The organism is Vibrio kagoshimensis (assembly GCF_050337535.1).
GTDB lineage: Bacteria > Pseudomonadota > Gammaproteobacteria > Enterobacterales > Vibrionaceae > Vibrio > Vibrio gallaecicus.
Genome location: NZ_JAKJSZ010000018.1, coordinates 98,018 through 117,397, shown reverse-complemented (window position 1 = coordinate 117,397; position 19,380 = coordinate 98,018). Strand labels below are relative to the sequence as shown.

General features: G+C 39.9%; 15 protein-coding genes and 1 pseudogene. 10 read left to right on the top strand and 6 right to left on the bottom strand.

All coding sequences use genetic code 11. From position 1 onward, the window contains the following. Window positions 1-143 precede the first annotated feature (143 nt). The 4 genes from L4C37_RS17085 (at window position 144) to dcuC (ending at window position 6,048) form a co-directional block, all read left to right on the top strand. Window positions 144-1,262 carry a hypothetical protein gene (locus tag L4C37_RS17085; protein WP_429769268.1) on the top strand — a complete coding sequence of 373 codons (1,119 nt, stop codon included), beginning with the start codon at window positions 144-146 and terminating at the stop codon, window positions 1,260-1,262. 224 nt (window positions 1,263-1,486) lie between these two features. Beyond that, window positions 1,487-2,923 (top strand): endonuclease/exonuclease/phosphatase family protein, encoded by a 1,437-nt coding sequence (locus L4C37_RS17080; RefSeq protein ID WP_429769267.1) that lies wholly within the window; start codon window positions 1,487-1,489, stop codon window positions 2,921-2,923. 345 nt (window positions 2,924-3,268) lie between these two features. Next, entirely contained in the window at window positions 3,269-4,318 is a 1,050-nt protein-coding gene (locus tag L4C37_RS17075; RefSeq protein WP_429769266.1) for a GGDEF domain-containing protein, read from the top strand. A gap of 362 nt (window positions 4,319-4,680) precedes the next feature. Next, window positions 4,681-6,048, top strand: coding sequence for an anaerobic C4-dicarboxylate transporter DcuC (gene dcuC / locus L4C37_RS17070; protein ID WP_137375249.1), 1,368 nt, complete (start codon window positions 4,681-4,683; stop codon window positions 6,046-6,048). A 122-nt stretch (window positions 6,049-6,170) separates the two neighbouring features. Here dcuC and L4C37_RS17065 read toward each other — a convergent pair whose 3' ends face one another. From L4C37_RS17065 to narQ, 4 genes and pseudogenes are all read right to left on the bottom strand, one after another. Continuing rightward, the gene (locus L4C37_RS17065; RefSeq protein WP_429769265.1) at window positions 6,171-8,078 is read right to left on the bottom strand and encodes a methyl-accepting chemotaxis protein; all 1,908 of its coding nucleotides are present in this window, start codon (window positions 8,076-8,078) and stop codon (window positions 6,171-6,173) included. A gap of 567 nt (window positions 8,079-8,645) precedes the next feature. After that, entirely contained in the window at window positions 8,646-9,452 is an 807-nt protein-coding gene (locus L4C37_RS17060) for a substrate-binding periplasmic protein (RefSeq protein WP_429769264.1), read from the bottom strand. Window positions 9,453-9,665: 213 nt separating this feature from the next. Then, window positions 9,666-10,298, bottom strand: a complete 633-nt coding sequence (locus L4C37_RS17055; RefSeq protein WP_137375252.1) for a response regulator — start codon at window positions 10,296-10,298, stop codon at window positions 9,666-9,668. Then, window positions 10,285-12,016, bottom strand: a pseudogene (gene narQ, locus L4C37_RS17050) (nitrate/nitrite two-component system sensor histidine kinase NarQ). The gene L4C37_RS17055 and the pseudogene narQ overlap by 14 nt, the downstream one beginning before the upstream one ends. A 252-nt stretch (window positions 12,017-12,268) precedes the next feature. Here narQ and napF point away from each other — a divergent pair. From napF to L4C37_RS17020, 6 genes are all read left to right on the top strand, one after another. Further along, window positions 12,269-12,748, top strand: coding sequence for a ferredoxin-type protein NapF (gene napF / locus L4C37_RS17045; protein WP_137375254.1), 480 nt, complete (start codon window positions 12,269-12,271; stop codon window positions 12,746-12,748). 21 nt (window positions 12,749-12,769) lie between these two features. Beyond that, window positions 12,770-13,075 carry a chaperone NapD gene (locus L4C37_RS17040; RefSeq protein WP_137375255.1) on the top strand — a complete coding sequence of 102 codons (306 nt, stop codon included), beginning with the start codon at window positions 12,770-12,772 and terminating at the stop codon, window positions 13,073-13,075. Further along, window positions 13,072-15,561, top strand: a complete 2,490-nt coding sequence (napA, locus tag L4C37_RS17035) for a periplasmic nitrate reductase subunit alpha (protein WP_137375256.1) — start codon at window positions 13,072-13,074, stop codon at window positions 15,559-15,561. The genes L4C37_RS17040 and napA overlap by 4 nt, the downstream gene beginning before the upstream one ends. Before the next feature lie 121 nt (window positions 15,562-15,682). Further along, window positions 15,683-16,138 carry a nitrate reductase cytochrome c-type subunit gene (locus tag L4C37_RS17030; RefSeq protein WP_137375257.1) on the top strand — a complete coding sequence of 152 codons (456 nt, stop codon included), beginning with the start codon at window positions 15,683-15,685 and terminating at the stop codon, window positions 16,136-16,138. A gap of 29 nt (window positions 16,139-16,167) precedes the next feature. Beyond that, window positions 16,168-16,746, top strand: a complete 579-nt coding sequence (locus tag L4C37_RS17025) for a NapC/NirT family cytochrome c (protein ID WP_137375258.1) — start codon at window positions 16,168-16,170, stop codon at window positions 16,744-16,746. A gap of 11 nt (window positions 16,747-16,757) precedes the next feature. Then, window positions 16,758-16,895 (top strand): TIGR02808 family protein, encoded by a 138-nt coding sequence (locus L4C37_RS17020; protein ID WP_137375259.1) that lies wholly within the window; start codon window positions 16,758-16,760, stop codon window positions 16,893-16,895. A gap of 176 nt (window positions 16,896-17,071) precedes the next feature. Here L4C37_RS17020 and L4C37_RS17015 read toward each other — a convergent pair whose 3' ends face one another. Then, complete coding sequence (locus L4C37_RS17015) at window positions 17,072-17,692, bottom strand: LysE family translocator (RefSeq protein WP_137375260.1); 621 nt, start codon at window positions 17,690-17,692, stop codon at window positions 17,072-17,074. A gap of 191 nt (window positions 17,693-17,883) precedes the next feature. Further along, window positions 17,884-19,170 carry a DEAD/DEAH box helicase gene (locus L4C37_RS17010; RefSeq protein WP_137375261.1) on the bottom strand — a complete coding sequence of 429 codons (1,287 nt, stop codon included), beginning with the start codon at window positions 19,168-19,170 and terminating at the stop codon, window positions 17,884-17,886. Between the last annotated feature and the right edge of the window lie 210 nt (window positions 19,171-19,380).

Here is a 19,380-nt window from a genome sequence, read left to right as displayed (position 1 = left end):
GCTATAATATTATGAATATATTAATTTAATTATTTACATCACTAATAACACAGCTTACATTCACTTACGTAGCTAATCGAACTTTGTTGATRATATCTTCTCAAACTTAATGACCAATTAAATATTATCAAAATGAGTTTACTATGAAATATATAACCACCGTCACTTTAGCTTGTTCCGTTATTTTAGGTTGCAACTCTGACAACTCAAAAACTCCTACCACTCCTAACGTAGGGGATACTGAACTTGCTAATCAAGTCGATGAAAGAATGATTCTTGATATCAAAAAATCTATGGATTATCTGGAAAAAAGCCAAATATGGAAAGGCTTTGACTATAAGTCAGAGCCTCATTATATGGTCAGAGTAGATTCACAAGGTAACCCTGAAACAGCCTTTATTATTAATCCAAAATCTAAAATTGATGGTGCTCAAAAGCTAGGTTTAAACGAAAGCTTAGGTTTGAACATCTATAAATATGAAGCACAAATGCATACGGCAAATGATAAAATTGGAACTGTCGGATATTATTTTGATTATATAATTAATGGTGATAAATATTACGCTCAAACTTATAGCATTCAAGATACAATGGTAACTAATTCTCAACTAAGTTTTAGTAAACTTGCCGTGCATGAAGTATTTCATTCTTATCAAGTAAATAAATTCAATAATTTACCATGGTGCGCTCAATACCTAGATTCTGAATATAACTCAAAATACCCTTTCAAAGAAAATATATTGGTTAGACAAGTTGCTCAATTAGATCTTTTTAAAGGTTTACCAACAAAATTATCCAAAGCCGAAGCAACTGAATTACTAAAACGTTATGTCGCTTTAAAATATGATGAAATGCGTGTTGATGATACTCCTGAAAAAATGGCTAAAAACATGGGGCTATGCCAAGAAAGGGGGGAAGGAACAGCACAGTATGTAGAGACCATGATTGGTAAATATGCCCATAAAAATAATGATGATAATTTTGTTTCTGGCATTGACCCACACGTTGATAACTTCGACGCTAAAACTGCAAAGATGTTCTTCCGATGGGGGATCTTTTATTCCACCGGAGGGGCTGCAACATGGCTGCTTGATGAATTAGGTTACGATATCACTCAACTTGAACAAACAACTCCCTACCATGCAGCTAAAACACTTCTTAAAATGAGCGATGAAGATGCTGAAGATAAAATGTTAGAAATCGAAAGCTCACAAGAGATGTTAAAGGCTAGGCAATCAGCGAAGCGAATAGCAGCTATGTAACACAGTAAATGCACTTTTTATGAGTGCATTTTTTACCACTCAATATGCATAAGGTTACACTTGATATTTTGTGGTAATTCGCATGACGTCACCAAATCACAAAATTTAATGCAATCGATTAATCCTACATTGCATTATCGTGACTGAAGTCACTTTATCTGGTGTATCCTATACCGTAAGATGCGCGAACTTCTGTTCTTCATCATCTTATTGAGTGTAACACTATGAAAATATTAAAAAGTACTCTTGCTCTAGCTATCTCTGCAACTATGTTAATGGGTTGTAATGACGAGACAACAACGAACAACTATCTACCAGAAGTGCCTGAGGTCCCAGCACCGGCTCCTGTTGATAGTGAAGGTCGTATTGCTGCATTTAACCTTTCTTTTGACCGCTATACTTATGAAGATCTAGTTGCTGAAATGAAACTAACAACAGTAGAGCAAACCGCTCTTGTTGATGGCTGGAAAGCAGGTACTTTGTCTGAAGAAGATACCGCAACTGCTCTTAAAGTAATTCAAATTCGTAACGTTGCAGCTATCATTCAAACTGAAAGACCTGCTGTTATCATGATGTCTGAGTTCAACAATGATGGCACAGGCACAAATAACGATGCGCTAATTGCTTTCCGTTTGAACTACCTTGCTGTTCCTCAAAACTCAAACAGCATCGACCAAGATGGTACCGTGCTTGAGCCAATTGCATTTCAATATTTTGCAAACTTCGCAACTAATACAGGTTTAGTTAGCCCACACGATCTTGATAATGATGGTACTGCTGGTCAACTACCAGGCGATGCGTGGGGCTTTGGTAACTACCACGGTCAATACGCATTTGCACTGATGTCTCAGTATGAAATTGATAAAGATAACATGCGTACTTTCCAAGAATTCAAATGGAAAGACCTTGAAGGTGCGGTAATTCCAACCATTACTAACTGTGATGATTCTTGGAACCCAATTCCTGATGGCATGAGCTGTGGTGACGAGTGGTACACAGCGGCTGAATGGGCTGATATGCGCCTTTCTTCTAAGAACCACGTAGATGCACCGATCCTGATACCTCAATCAGATGGCAGTACTGAAACTATTCACTTATTGATGTCTCACCCTACTCCACCAATTTTTGATACAGGTAAAAACAAAGCTCAAAATGCTGATGAAGTTAACTTCTGGATCCAATACATCGAAGGCACTTCAAGTACTGTATTTACTGATGACCAAGGCACAACTGGTGCACTAGCAGCTGACGCTAAATTCGTTGTTATGGGTGACCTGAACGCTGATCCACTTAAAGGCGATGGCGACCTGACTGCGATCAACGCACTGATGGATCACGATAAAGTAAACCGTTTAGCAACGTTTGGTCCTTTAGCTCCAGCAAGCCTTGGGGCACCTGAGTGCCTAGCACTAGGCGAATGTAAATCAGCTAACTGGGATACTCCAAATCCAGATCAAGTAACAAGCACAAGTGGCTTGCGTCTTGACCATGTTATTCCTTCTGCGAACCTAACTATTACTGAAACTGGTGTTTACTGGCCAGCTACATTTGAATCTGGTCGTCTTCTTATGAATGATGAGCGTGTAGGTAACTACGGTAATGGTAAAGATATTTCTTCAGACCACCGCATGGTTTGGATCAAAGCAGATATCGCTAACTAATTTAGCTGCTACTAGATAACTAGATAACTAGATAACTAGATAACTAGATAAATTTTCAATCAAAGCCCAGCAACGTGCTGGGCTTTTGTTGCACTAATGAAAGTACCATTCCCCTCTCACAAGTTAGCCCATAATCAACTCTGTTTAACTTCTCAACTTTCGACCTAATACAACTTAAATATTGTGATATGACTCGTAATACGCTTAACTAAAGTGACATAGTAAGCACGCTACTCTAATGAGTTCAATCAATGCTCAAACAATGATTGTTGTAATTTCATGTTCACTTTTACATGCATACAAGCTCTTTCTATACCAACGAATAATAATGCAAGGTGTTCTGGTATGAATAGACGTAAGTTCATGTTTGACAACAACACTGATACCCTTTTCGACTTACATAATCGTAGAAGAGTATTGAAGTTCATCGTGCTAGTCGTGCTTCTCACATTTTTGCCATTGATCATCAAAAACTTTTTTATTGGTGAAACATTCCTTGCTTTCGTTCTATCTTCTTTTTTAGCTAGCTTACTTATTGAAGTTTATGGCGTTCTATATCTCCACAAAAGGATCTTTGGTTATTCAGTCCCGTTAGCTCTTATTTCATTTTCCATTATTTTAAGTGTGGATATATTTGGTACTCTGGCAACCTACTGGGTATTCCCAATTATCACAGCAGTTGTATTTATTATCCCTCAGCGCTTCGCCGTTATGATTAATGGTATTATTATTTTGGGTACTACGGTAGCTGCTATGCAGCATCAAATTCCCGCTATTACCCTTCGCTTTTTTCTAGCTCTACTTTGCTGTGCTTTCATTTCACACTTCGCAATTGAATCTATTCGAAAGTTACAACATGAACTTCGTAACCTTTCTACCAAGGACTCTCTAACCGGTGCATTAAACCGATATCAGCTCGAGACATTTTTACAAAACGCAGCAGATGAAAAAATGCAAAATCAACAATCAGCAATCAACGCTTCTATCGCGATTCTAGATATAGATTATTTTAAGCAAGTGAATGATTTGTATGGTCATGATGTAGGTGATCAAATAATCAAAGAGGTCGTTACTACCATCCAGGTAAATACTCGAAAAACTGACATCTTATTCCGTCTTGGTGGGGATGAGTTTTTGCTCTTATTGGTTGAAACTTCAAAGGATGAAGCAAATGATATCGTAAAACACTTCTCGAGCCTGATTTCTGCAGGTCGCAGATCTGCTCCATTTCAAATAAACCTTAGTATTGGTATTGCAGAACTCGTTGCAAACGAAGAAATTGACACTTGGATGAAGCGAGCCGATATAGCGCTCTATGTGGCAAAAAATAATGGACGTAACCAAGTACAAATTGACGAGCCCTCTCGTCCATCCATTCAAGCTACTTCATTATGAGCTAAGGTTAGTGTTAAAAACCAAGCTCAATTTCAGGAGCCGAGAGCCATTAATGGTATTAACCTCTACATTTAGGTCTCAAACTGACACATCCTCATAAATCCCGTTTTCACGTTTATCACACCTATAAACCGCATAAAAGAGATCCGTTCGATATTCTTAAAATACAACTAATACTCGAATTAGCATCTATATAACACTGAGAAAACACGATTTATCAGTAGTTTTAACATGGAAGAAATTCATTGTTTTAGATCATACCAACCCCAACTATCCCTCGTGCCACAGGCTACTTTTCTGTACATTCATAGACATATCTTGAAACAGTTTCTTATATTTTTTAAAACTTAGTGGAGATTTCTATGTTAGAACTCTTAATCGGATTAGTTATTACTATTGCGGTAGGTTACTTCATTGTGAAGGGCTATAAAGCTGCTGGTGTTTTACTGACTGCTGGTATTGCGTTACTACTTATCACTGGCTTAATTGGTCATACTGTTCTTCCTGCCAAAGTAGCTTCTACAGGTAACATGGTTACTGACTCTTTAGAGTTTGTTAAATACATGCTTCAATACCGTGGGGGAGGCTTAGGTATGCAAATCATGCTGTTATGTGGTTTTGCTTCATACATGACTCACATTGGCGCAAACAACGTAGTAGTAAAACAATTCTCTAAACCGCTTGCTGCTATCAAATCTCCATATGTACTTCTTGTTGCAGCTTACATCGTAGCGTGTCTAATGTCCTTAGCAGTAAGCTCTGCAACAGGTCTTGGTGTGCTATTGATGGCGACTTTGTTCCCAATGATGACTGCGATGGGCATTTCTCGCCCAGCAGCTGTTGCGGTATGTGCTTCACCGGCGGCTATCATTCTTTCGCCAACGTCTGGTGACGTGGTTATCGCAGCAGAAAAATCAGGAATGTCTCTTGATGTGTTTGCCGTTCAAACGGTATTACCTGTTTCTATCTGCGCAATCATCGTAATGGCTGGCGCAGCTTTCTTCTGGAACAAATATCTAGATAAGAAAGAAAATACGCCAATGGAAAAAGTAGACGTTTCAGAAATCGAAACGACAGCACCCGCTTTTTATGCTGCACTGCCATTCCTGCCTATCATCGGTGTTTTCCTATTCAACGGCCGAACGATTCCGGGGCTTTCACTTGATATCTACACTATCGTTGTTGGCTCTATCTTCGTGGGTGCGGTTATCGATTATGTTGTTAAAAAGTTTGACGGCGAGAAAACACTAGAAGATTTAGACTCTTGCTACCAAGGTATGGCTGAAGCATTCAAAGGCGTGGTAATGCTATTGGTTGCGGCTGGTGTATTTGCTCAAGGTCTTATGTCTATCGGTGCAATTGATAACCTAATCGGCTTAGCGGAAGCGGCTGGCGCTGGTGGTATCGCATTGATGCTGATTCTAACAGGTCTAACGGTTGCAGCTGCTATCGCAACAGGTTCTGGTAATGCACCTTTCTATGCATTCGTAGAGTTAGCACCTTCACTTGCAGCTAAAATGGGTTTAAACCCTGCATTCTTGATTATCCCAATGCTTCAAGCGTCTAACTTAGGTCGTACTATTTCACCAGTATCGGGCGTAATTGTTGCCACTTCTGGTATGGGTAAAATCAGCCCATTTGAAGTTGTAAAACGTACTTCAGTACCTGTTATTTGTGGTCTGATTACTGTGATTTTCGGTACTCTAGTATTAGTTCCAATGTACGCGTAAACGTTATATTGGAAAAGTAACTAGCTAATCTAAACGAAGCTTACCTAAGCTAGACTAAAAAGGGACTCATCGAGAGTCCCTTTTTTAGTAGCCATTGATAATTAATTACCAGCGATAGGCTTCTACAACTTGAATCGCCCTACAATTTCTATCAATTGGCTATTCACATTGTCTATATTGCTAGCACCATCTAATGCTTGTTTACCATTGCTATCGAGCTCTCCAACAATGTCATTAATCGCTGACATATTTCGGCTTAGCTCTTGAGTCACGCTACTTTGCTCTTCAGCAGCAGTTGCAATTTGCGCACTCAAGTCATTAATTTCAATTACAAATTGAGTCATGGTTTCAAGGCTTTCAACCACTTCTCCTGCGCCTTCTGCCGTATGTTCACATCTATCTTTTGTGACATCCATAGACTCAACAACTGACTGGCTGCCTTTCAATAAACTGCCCAAAGCGCCTTCAATCTCTTCGGTACTTGTTTTAGTTCGACTGGCTAGGTTACGAACTTCATCAGCTACAACAGCAAAGCCACGACCTTGTTCACCAGCTCGTGCGGCCTCAATTGCCGCATTTAGTGCTAACAAATTCGTTTGCTCTGCAATAGCTCCAATCACTCCAAGAATTGTATTAATACCATCGGTTTCACTACTCATCTTCTGCACATTTTCAGCAGCAACTTCAACATCTGACACCAACTCTGAAACATTCGACTGTGCTTGTGTTGCCGTTTGCTTTGAACTATTACCAGCTTCATTCGCCTTATTTGTTAATTGAGCTGTATTGGCTGCATCAACAGCCATAGATTCAGCCGTTGCATTCATCTCTTCTATTGCTGTAACCACTTGCTCAGTTTCTGAAACATGATTTTGGAGGATAATTGAATTGCGCTGTGATTGATCTTTGAGCTTATCAACATTTTCGTTTAGGTCTCCTGTGACACCTTTAATTTCCAACATCATCTGTTGTAGGCTTTCAATGAACTTATTCACGCCATTGGCAATTTCGCCCAAGTCATCTTTGGTATTTACTTCAAGGCGTTGTGTTAAATCCCCGTTACCCTGCGACAAGCCATCGATCGTGGTTCTTAATGCCAAAATAGGGCGATATAAGACCTGTAATACAAAGAAAGCAACAATAACGCTAATCAGCGTGGCGGTAACGGCACTAATAATGGCAGAGTATTTAGCCTCAGCTAAGCTCGCGTACGCCACATCATTATCCACCCCAATAGCAAAGTACCAATTTTTACCTGCTATCTTGATTTGATGTGAAAATAGCAGCTTGTCACTTCCATCTAGATCATAGTGCTTTACGCTACTCACTTTTGATACAGCTTCATTTGCCACATCCCTAAACCATGTATACTTAGACGCTTTCTCGCTTGCTTTAAATAACGGGGTAGAAGATGCAAGAATGGTTGTGTCTTGGCTAATTATGATAGCGACAGCACCTGGAATTTCGGTTGCACTTTTTACTAATTCATTTAAGAAATCCAACTGCATGTCGACAGATATCATTCCATTTTTAATTTTTTCAACGATGCTGATCCAATAAATGTCTGAGCCTGCTCCCAAGTATGGATCTGTCATCGCTGTCCCTTGGCTATTCCTCGCCAGTTGATACCAAGATCTCTCCGTGATATCGCCGTCAAGCTTATGGTTTGGCCAACTCTTTGCCGTTTGATTCCAATACCCATCACCATTTTCAAAACCAATGACTGAACTGTTTAAGTTCATCGCTCCTGCCATAATTTTGGTCAGTTCAATTAACTCTTCTGGCGTTCCTGTCACTTCTTCCACTTGAAATTTTGCCGCTAATTTACTTAGCCCAGAAACTTTCTCACCTAATTGATTTTCAATCAATTGAGCTTGTTTAGTCACATAATCTTCATTTGCAGAAGTAATAATTTCAACTAACGTTTCCTCCTGCTTGATGTATGAAACATAACTTGAAACCGAAACGGATACCGCTACCAAAGCGATGATTGAAATAAGGAGTAAATTTTTAAACCCAAACTGTTTCATAATCGTGTCTACCTATTATTCTTATTGATGACTCGAATACTGCTGCATTCACCAGCACTAAACAAAGCTGTCCTTGCTATTCAAGCTGTTTTACTCAAAATATTAGCTTTTACTTATACTCCACCACTCATACTTAATTACTATTACTTACCAATATAAAAATAAAAGTCATTGATATGTTGAATAAAAGATTAACTTAAAGCTCTCAAATGAATATTACACTTTTGTTAATTCGTAACTATCATCACCAGAAACGTGACTTAGTGAGTGTTTTATAAATAAGAATAGACCTAACTTGCCGAATATGTGACCTTGATTTGCAATTAATCAAGAACAAAAAAGAAGCATTGAGAATTTAAGCAGCTTGTTTAAAGAGTGAATAATCGCTCATGAGACACTAAGCATTAACTGATGGGCAGGTGTTCCTTTAAGGATATGGGGCTCAAGAATTATCATTAACTGCGCGTTTGAATAATTGTGGAATCAAGGAGTCGAGGGGGGATAACGGAAAACGGGCTTTACTAACTTAACTATATAGATACATAGCTACATAGCTATAAAACAGACTTAGTGACAGGGCTTATTCGAAAGTAATAGGTCGTAACAGCCATTTTGAATAATAGTATTCAACCCTTTATCAAATATCTCGCATAGCTCCTCTCCTTTATCTGTCTTGGGGAAAAACATGTACATTGGTTTACTAATAAGTGGTTTATCACTCACTTGAATCCTGCCTGAATCATCTTGGGTAATTTCTTTAATCATGGATAAGCCAACCTGCCGTTCCATAGGTAAAGCATCAATACGGTGTCGATACAATTTGTAGACATTCTCTTCCATACTTGTTGCACTAATGATGTCGATACCATGCTTAATAAGCAATTCAGTTGAAGCATATCCTAGTACACCACCCACTTCGTACTGTGATAGATCCGCAATCTCGTCCCATTCAAACTCAACTTTTTCGTGATAAAACATCACTGTTTCTACATGGATAAGTGGTGTAGAAGATATGGTAAACAACTCTTCCCTTTCGGCATTCGGATACCAAGGAAAAGTAGCATCGTATTTTGAATGTTCGACAAGTTTGGCACTTCGTATCCACGGAAAGTAGTCAACTTGAATAGTATATCCTTGTGTCTCGAATGCGTGATCAATGACATCCTCAAGAATACCCCCTTCCTCTTTACTGGAGGTATAAGGAAACCAATCACCTGACGCAAGCCTTATAACCTTACTTTCCTGTGTCCCCGGTTTTGCCATAGATGCACTAGGCTTATGGGTTTTTGGATTAGGTTCTTCTTGTGCAAATGCATCCGAGCCTGTCAGTGTACTAAGTGACAAAATCAAAATAAAACGGGTATTGTCCATCATAGTAATAATTTATTATTTGCTTGAGTTTTGACAAAATTTGTAAAGTAAGCATGACACAAGGATCAGCATAAAACGATTTATAAAATAAAAACTTAATAATAATCAGACGTATAATCACACACTTTTTGCATGGGTAAATACAAAAAATGCCGTGTTATCGGTAGATTACACGGCATTTAAGTAATGAATAAATATTTGCTCAATAGAGAAACGCTATTTCATTTCACCATAGCGCTCAAGGTATAAAACGGTTGCAGCTGTACGCGACGGAACTTGTAATTTTTTTAATAAGCTCTTCATGTGAACTTTAACCGTCGATTCTGAGATAAACAAATGATCAGCAATTTGCTTGTTTCGGTAACCCTTTGCGACTTCTTGAAGAATTTGCATTTCACGCTCGGTTAGTTGACCGAAAATATCTTCACGACTGTCCGCATTTTCAAGGTAATTAGAAACAACGCTACTGTAGGCCTTATCACCACTATGGGCTTTCTTTAACAACTCAATCAGTTCATCTGGTTCAGTATCTTTTAATAGATAACCATCAGCACCAGCTTTCACAATCGCTTCAATATCCGCAGGGCTATCTGATACAGTTAAAATAACGATATTTGCTTGTGAGCCATCCGTACGTAATGCTTTCAACGTATCAAGACCAGACATCCCTTTCATATTCAGATCAAGCAAGATCAAATCAGGATCTTCTTCATGCGCAATCGCGACGGCTTCTGTGCCATTGCTAGCTTCAGCAATCACATCAAATTCATCTTCAAAACTCAATAATTGGCTAATGCCTCGGCGCATTAATGGGTGATCGTCCACCAGCATTACTTTACAAATCGTCAACTTTAGACTTCCTTAAAACTTTTATATTCTAGAATTACCTTACAGCCCTTACCTTTAGCCGCATCGATAGTTAGGTCACCATTAAGCCTTGCCGCGCGTTCTTGCATAATGCTTACCCCATAATGATTCAATTTAGAATCATTTGGGTCAAAGCCATCTCCGTTATCTTGTACAACGACTAGCACCTTGCCTTCTTCATCAAGACAACACACTTCAATCACATCTGCATTAGCGTGTTTGATAGCGTTAATTGTTGCTTCACGAATTAATTGAAGTAAATGGACCTGTCTGTGGGCATCTAATTCAATCGAGGACAAATTATTGGTTAGTTTGATCTTAGCATCTGTACGTTCGCTTAATTGCTCAAGCATATCACTGAGTGCCTCACCAAAACTGCCTTCTTTAATAGAAAGTCTAAAAGTGGTGAGTAGCTCTCTTAATTGGGTATAAGCCCCAGCTAAACCATCGCCAATCTCTAATGCTATTTGCTCGGATTGATCTCGATGTTTGTGTTCAGGCAACTTTGCAATGACCCTTTTCAACAGAGTCACTTGGATCTTCAGATAAGATAAAGATTGCGCCAGTGAGTCATGCAGCTCACGAGCTATTGTTGCCCTTTCTTCCATTAACAGCAGTTGCTCTGCCTTTTTCTGTGCATGATTATAAAATATGGCTCGCGATAGCAGTTGTATAAAACTTTCGATTAACGCTTTATCTGAATAGCCGGTGCGATATGAACAATATAAATAGCCCAGTGTTAGATCATGATCATCTAACTTCAACTCTAATTTTTCATCATATTCAATAACATCATAGCCCTCATCTAAAATTAAAGCACGCCCTGCCGTATCTTCAATTTCTAAACGTAGAGAGTCAATGCCATCTAAACTATTTAAGTTTTGTAAGATAGCTCTAAAGTTTTCAGGCGCTATACGCGCCACTGTTAGTTCTTGTGAAGAGTCATACAATACTTGTAATGATTGATTGGCATTTTGAAGCTCACCTGTCTTTTCATTTACCGCTTCTTCTAGATTGCGGTATAAGGCTCCAAGATCTTTTGCCATCGAATTAAATGTTTTCGCCAAAACCCCGAGTTCATTGTCATTTTGAACGGGAACTTGAACTGAGAAATCTTGATTCTTTATCTGTTGACTGGCCCTAACAAGCCCATGTAATGGTTTAACAACCTGTTTACGTACAAAATGAACAACAAATAAAGAAATGACTAAAACACCACCTAAGCCAATTCCCCCGACCCAAGCGAGTTTAATCAACTTATTCTCAGAAAACTCTTGAAGCTTAAAAACAAAGCCATCTATTTCAGAAACAAAATTGGCCACAATTGCTAGGTAATATTCTGGATGCTCACTACGTAAAACTGTTTTTAGCTCATGCCAACGGCCGATAATTCGGTAGTAATCTTGCGTAATGTCTTCAGGGACATTCCAATTACGCAACTTTTTCATTGAATCTGAATATAGTGAATACTCAAACTCACGAATGTGCATGCTGTAATCCATTGATTCAACTTGAATATCATGCGCAAGTCGATAGCTCTGCATTCGCATTGAGCCGGCAATATTCACGGCTTCAGCATCATTTAAACTGGATGCCAAAGTATAGATAGCAAAACCAGTCGTCGTAACTGAAAGCAATAAAATCAAGAGTAATGATTTAGCAATGGTACTTGTGACAGATTTAACGGGTTTTATTAACAAGAAACTATTCCTGGTTACGGCGATTGACTAATTTATCGATATTGTCACACATCGAAATTCATAGCTCCATTCAATATGTGATCGCTGGTTCTGTAATTTATTGATCTAAGACAAGATACGCCCCTATTTAGCCCTTAATGGGTATTTATACAAATATTTCTAAAACTAAACTCTTTGTGAGAATAAATGACAAGATATTAATGGAACAATGACCTACAATTACAACATCTCATTAACATCTATAGGCATTTAGTGGTAGACATCTCAAAGCGTCGTCTATTCTCTAGACGTAAAGTTGATTCTAGCCAAATTCGTTTGCCATGGATTAACAACCTAGATTCTTTCGCAGATGATTGTACTCGCTGCGGAAAATGCATACAGGTTTGTGAAACTAAGATAATTGTTGTAGGCGACGGTGGATTTCCTACCGTGGATTTCCAAAAGGACGAATGTACTTTTTGTTATCAATGCGCAGATGTCTGTCCTGAACCAATTTTCAAAGCTAAACATGAAACACCTTGGACCGCTAAGGCTTCAATAAATGATAAATGTTTAGCCCACCAGAATGTTGAATGCAGAAGTTGTGGGGATATGTGTGAACCTATGGCCATTCAATTTCAACTCAGAGCCGGTGGTGTGGCTCTACCGAAAATCGAGTTAGATGAGTGTAGCGGTTGTGGCGCCTGCGTATCAGTTTGCCCGACTTCAGCTATCCTTGTGAGCAATATATAAATATAAAAACGAGAGTAATTTATGGCACTAAATGAAGTGCATATATCAAGTTTAGTCGTTCATGTGAGCCCTGAGCATTTAGCGGAAACGAAAGCAGAAATCGAAAAATACGATAACGCTGAAATTTACGGTGATAGCCCAGAAGGCAAGATCATAGTGGTGCTAGAAACTGAAAACCAAGGTTTCGTCACCGATACTATCGACGCTATTAACAATTTACCGAACGTTTTAGGTACAGCTTTGGTTTATCACCAAATCGAAACTGACTTAGACGAATTAGATTCAGACACTGGAAGTAACAATTCTCAACTTGAGGGTGAAGTATGAAAATGACAAGACGTGCGTTTGTGAAAGCAAACGCAGCTGCATCTGCGGCAGCCGTTGCAGGTGTATCACTACCGGCAACAGCAACCAACCTGATTGCAAGCTCCGATCAAACGAAAATCACGTGGGACAAAGCGCCTTGTCGTTTTTGTGGTACAGGCTGTTCAGTATTAGTTGGTACTCAAAACGGTAAAGTTGTAGCAACACAAGGTGACCCTGAAGCACCAGTAAACAAGGGTCTTAACTGTATTAAAGGTTATTTCCTTTCTAAAATCATGTACGGCAAAGATCGTCTTGAACAGCCTCTACTTCGTATGAAAGATGGAAAATTCCATAAAGATGGTGATTTCGCTCCTGTCTCTTGGGATATGGCATTCGACGTAATGGCTGAAAAATGGAAAGCGGCTCTGAAGAAAAACGGTCCAACAGGCGTTGGTATGTTCGGTTCAGGTCAGTGGACTGTTATGGAAGGCTACGCTGCTGTTAAGTTAATGAAAGCAGGTTTCCGTTCAAACAACATCGATCCAAACGCTCGTCACTGTATGGCTTCTGCTGTTGGTGCTTTCATGCGTACTTTCGGTATTGATGAGCCTATGGGTTGTTACGATGACTTTGAACACGCAGACTCTTTCGTTCTGTGGGGTTCAAACATGGCAGAAATGCACCCAGTTCTTTGGACTCGTATTACTGACCGCCGTCTAAGCCATCCACATGTTAAAGTAAACGTACTGTCTACTTACTACCACCGTTCATTTGAGCTTGCTGACACTGGTTATATTTTCGAACCTCAATCTGATTTGGCAATTGCTAACTTCATCGCTAACTACATCATCCAAAACGATGCTGTTAACTGGGATTTCGTTAATAAGCACACGAACTTCAAGCAAGCAACAACCGATATCGGTTACGGTCTTCGTGATGACGATCCTCTGCAAAAAGCAGCAGCGAACCCTAACTCAGGCAAAATGACTTCTATCTCATTTGAAGATTACAAAAAGTCAGTATCTGAGTACACAGTTGAAAAAGCTTCACAAATGTCTGGCGTATCTGAAGACAAGCTTATTGAGCTTGCAAAACAATACGCGGATCCAAACACCAAAGTAATGTCACTTTGGACTATGGGTATGAACCAACATACTCGTGGCGTTTGGATGAACAGCCTTGTATACAACATTCACCTTCTTACAGGTAAGATTTCTACTCCAGGTAACAGCCCGTTCTCACTAACAGGCCAACCATCTGCATGTGGTACAGCGCGTGAAGTAGGTACGTTCTCACACCGTCTACCTGCAGACATGGTGGTAGCAAACCCTAAACACCGTAAGATTTCAGAAAAAATCTGGAAACTTCCAGAAGGCACTCTAAATGGCAAGCCTGGTGCTCACGCCGTTGTTCAAGACCGTATGCTTAAAGACGGTAAGATCAATGCTTACTGGGTAATGTGTAATAACAATATGCAAGCTGGTCCAAACATCAATACTGAACGTCTGCCTGGTTACCGTAACCCAGATAACTTTATTGTTGTTTCTGATCCGTACCCTACCGCAACTGCTCAAGCAGCTGACCTTATCCTTCCAACAGCAATGTGGATTGAAAAAGAAGGTGCTTACGGTAATGCTGAACGTCGTACGCAAGCTTGGTACCAGCAAGTTAAAACCGTTGGTGATGCTAAGTCTGACTTATGGCAAATCATGGAGTTCTCTAAACGCTTCACAGTTGAAGAAGTTTGGGGCGAAGAGCTTCTAGCTAAAGCACCTGAATACCGTGGTAAAACAATGTATGACGTGCTTTACAAAAATGGCAACGTTGACGCTTTCCCACTGTCTGAAGCTCAAGAGCTTAATGACGACGCTCAAGCTCAAGGTTTCTACGTACAGAAGGGTCTATTCGAAGAGTACGCAGCCTTTGGTCGCGACCATGGTCATGATTTAGCACCATACGACACTTACCATAAAGTACGTGGTCTACGCTGGCCTGTAGTTGATGGTAAAGAAACTCTATGGCGCTTTAAAGAAGGTTCAGATCCATACGCTAAGAAAGGTTCTGGTTGGGACTTCTACGGTAAACCGGACGGTAAAGCACTGATCATAAACGCGCCATACGAGGCTCCACCTGAAGTACCAAATGATGAGTACGACATGTGGCTATGTACTGGTCGTGTTCTTGAGCACTGGCACACAGGCACAATGACTCGTCGTGTACCTGAACTTTACAAAGCAGTACCGGATGCACTTTGTTACATCCACCCTGCAGATGCTAAAGCTCGTGGCTTGCGCCGTGGTGATGAAGTTCTGATTGAAAACAAACGTGGTGAGGTTCGTGTTCGTGTTGAAACTCGCGGTCGTAACCGTCCACCACAAGGCTTGGTATTCGTACCATTCTTTGATGCAAGAATTCTGATCAACAAGTTGATCTTGGATGCTACGGATCCACTGTCTAAACAGACGGATTATAAGAAGTGTCCAGTTAAGATCACTAAGGTTTCGTAAACGCTCCGGCTTTTCAAACTAAACCAAATGATCTTACGTATTTAATATTGCGACTACTTTTTTCAACAATTATTGAACGAAGTAGTCCTCTCAAAGAATTGCCTTTGGCGGAGAAATTAACATGAAAAAACTGATTACTGCCCTACTAACAGCTGGCATTTTGCTAGCAGGCGCAGCTCAAGCTGAACTGGAAAACCCAGGCGGTATTGGCGGCGTTGAGTCACTACGTGGAGTGAGTGAGCTAGAAACTACTCGCCCAGCAGATGATTTTAAAAAGTTCCCAAGAGACCAGGTTCTAGAAAGTGACTATGTTTACCAGCCACCTCTAGTACCTCATACCATTCGTAGCTACGAAGTATCTCTAAATGCAAACAAATGTCTGGCTTGTCATAGCTGGAAAAATGCTAAAGAGATGGGTGCAACCAAAATTAGTGTTACTCACTACGTTAACCGTGAAGATGCGGTATTAGCAGACGTTTCACCACGTCGTTACTTCTGTCTACAGTGTCACGTTCCTCAAGCTGAAGCTAAACCTCTAGTTGAGAACGAGTTCAAACCTGTTGACTCATTGCGCTAATCGTAGCCGAATTGTAAGAGAGGCTATTTATGAAATTACTAAAAGCGTTTTGGAAGCGACTAACGACTCCAAGTAAAGCAGCCGTTGGTGTTGTTTTATTCATGGGTTTTGCTGGTGGTCTTCTATTTTGGGGCGCATTCAACACAGGTATGGAAGCGACGAACACTGAAGAGTTTTGTTCAGGTTGTCATGCTCCTATTGTTGCTGAAATTCAAGAAACGATTCACTATTCTAACCGTTCTGGTGTTCGTGCTATCTGTTCGGATTGCCACGTACCACATGAATGGACAGATAAGATTGTTCGTAAAGTACAAGCGTCTAAAGAGCTATACGCTCACTTTATTTCTAAGACAATTGATACTGAAGAGAAGTTTCAAGAACGTCGTGCACACTTAGCTGAACGTGAGTGGGCTCGTTTTAAGAGCAATGATTCTCTAGAATGTCGTAACTGTCACCAATTTGACTTCATGGACTTCTCAGAGCAAAGCCCACGCAGTGCAAAACAGCACTCTACTGCGCTAGCTTCTGGTGAAAAAACATGTGTAGATTGTCATAAAGGTATCGCTCATAAACTACCAGACATGCATGGTGTAGAAGGCTGGCAATAAGGAGAACCTAAATGAGTTCATTAGAAAGTTTTATTTGGCACTTCTTAGGCTATAGCGCTATGCCAGTCATCATCTTGGCAGGCTTTGCAGGTGTTGCAGCTGTATCTCTTTGGATTTTATCTATGGGTAAAGACAAAGAAGTCGATTAGAAGACCGATTAAAGTCAACATTGTCAGCTACTTTTGATTCGTTCGGATATAGATTGACACTAAAAAGCCACTGAATATCAGTGGCTTTTTTATTACCTAGTTTCCGTTATTTCCAAGTCAGGCTTTTAGCTTTTAGAGACGTAGTACTAACTAATAGGTATTACGTCAATTATTCATTAGCTGACAAACAACCAAACACCCACTCCCATCATCAAGGTACCTGCGATTCGGTTCATTAGCTTAACGTTATCAGCCTTACCTAAAACACGCTTTAAGCTCTTACCACCAGTAGCATACAACGTCATACAGACAAATTCTGATACTAGGATGATTGAGATGAGTATCAATAACTGTGGGGCAAGCGCCTTGCTACTGTTAATGAATGGAGGCAGGAGAGAGATCATAAACGCCCAACCCTTAGGGTTCGCTATTGCGGTCACAAAACCCTGAACGACTAAATCCCAGTCTTTCCCTACGTTTTCAGTTTGGTTATCTGTACTAATCGCTAATTTCCCTTTAGAACGCCACATTTGAACGCCCAAATAGAAAAGATATCCTGCGCCTATAAACTTAAATCCTGTGAATAGCCAAGGGTAATTAAGCATTACCGATGCAATACCTAGCACGGCAGCAATCGAGACCACTGCCACTCCAGCTAGCTCACCAATCATCATCCACAAAGTGCGTTTATAACCAATACTCATCCCAAGTGTCAGAGCCAAAGTCATACACATTCCAGGTGTTATCGACACAAAGAAAAAAGTCGGGATAAACGCCCAAAGTAATGTACTGTCCATAGTTTCCCCAATTTAGCGATATAATAATTAACTTCAGAGCATGAAACCCGAAGACAAAAAGAGCCACATAATAGTGGCCCTTTCAAAATTGAATCTTAGTTTTTATTTTGAAGCTATTCAGCTTTAACTGATTACTTTAACCGCTCAATCCAACCAATAGGTATAGTGGCATGTACGGTGAATAATAACTTCTACTTACGTCTATTTTTAATACGGTTCATCATTGTTAAACGACGTTCAGCAGAGGCTTGATCCGGTTTTTCTTCAGTCGCATTATTCTTACGACCTTGGCGGTTTTTATAAGCCGATTTCGTGTTCAATTTTTCAATGTAAGCTTCACGTTTCTTAGGTTCATAACCAGGTTGCTCAACTCGACGAATACGCTGCTGAATCAGTGTTTCCACTTGTACTACAGTTAGCTCTTCTTCGCGGTTAACAAATGATACAGCATGACCTTGTTTACCGGCACGACCAGTACGACCAATACGGTGAACGTAATCTTCAGCAAGGAAAGGCATGTCGTAGTTAATTACATGAGGAAGATCTGCAATATCAAGACCACGAGCCGCAACATCAGTTGCAACCATTACTCGAGCACGACCTTCTTTAAAATCATCTAATGCACGACGACGAGCACTTTGCGCTTTATCACCATGGCAAAGTACCGCTTTAATGCCATCTAGTTTCAGCTCTTTTACAACTTCATTAGCCGTTTCTTTGTAGTTCACAAAAACAAGCACTTGGCGCCAGTTTTTACGACCGATCAATTCAGAAAGTAGCTCAGTTTTACGCTCTTGGTCTACCGGATAAACCACGTGACCAACTGTTGCTGCAGTTGAGTTCTCACGCTCTACACTGATACGTTTTGGCTTACGTAATATATCAACAGAAAGCTGGTTCAACTGGGTTGAAGTTGTTGCAGAGAACATCATGATTTGAGGTGATGTTTCTACATCTAACATGATTTTACGAACAGCATTGATAAAGCCCATATCTAAGATACGGTCTGCTTCATCAAAAACTAAAAATTCTAAGTTAGCAATTGATACATTGCCAGCTTCTAGATGCTCTTCTAAACGACCAGGAGTCGCAACAAGTAAATCTACACCAGCATCAAGTTGACGAACCTGTGAAGACATTTTGTTACCGCCATAAACCGCAGCAACATTAAGGTTCGTGAATTTAACGTAATCTTTAATGTTGTCTGCAATCTGTGCAGCCAATTCTCGAGTAGGAGCAAGTATAAGAGCGCGTGCAGTGCCCTTTGACGCTTTCTTGTTACTATCGATTAAATGTTGAATGACAGGTAATGAAAATGCAGCAGTTTTACCTGTACCTGTTTGCGCAGTCGCAAAAATATCATGCCCTTTACGAGCCATTGGGATCGCTTTTTGCTGAATTGGAGTGAGTTTTTCATACCCACATTCAGTAAGCGCTTTTACTAATTCAGGAGCAAAACCTTGTGAAGAAAATGACATTATTACGGTTCCTTAAGCAGACAGCCTACATTTCTTATTTCAGCCGAGCACTATAAATGAATTAAGGTGATTTATCTCACATTAATCGTGATATAGAGCAAATTTTATTACTTAAATTAGTATTTATTTCTTTTAACTAGCCAATCATAAAAGAATCATCATTAAGATGTGCAAAAAGGGAACAATTTGCTCCCTTTTTTCTTATTCCAA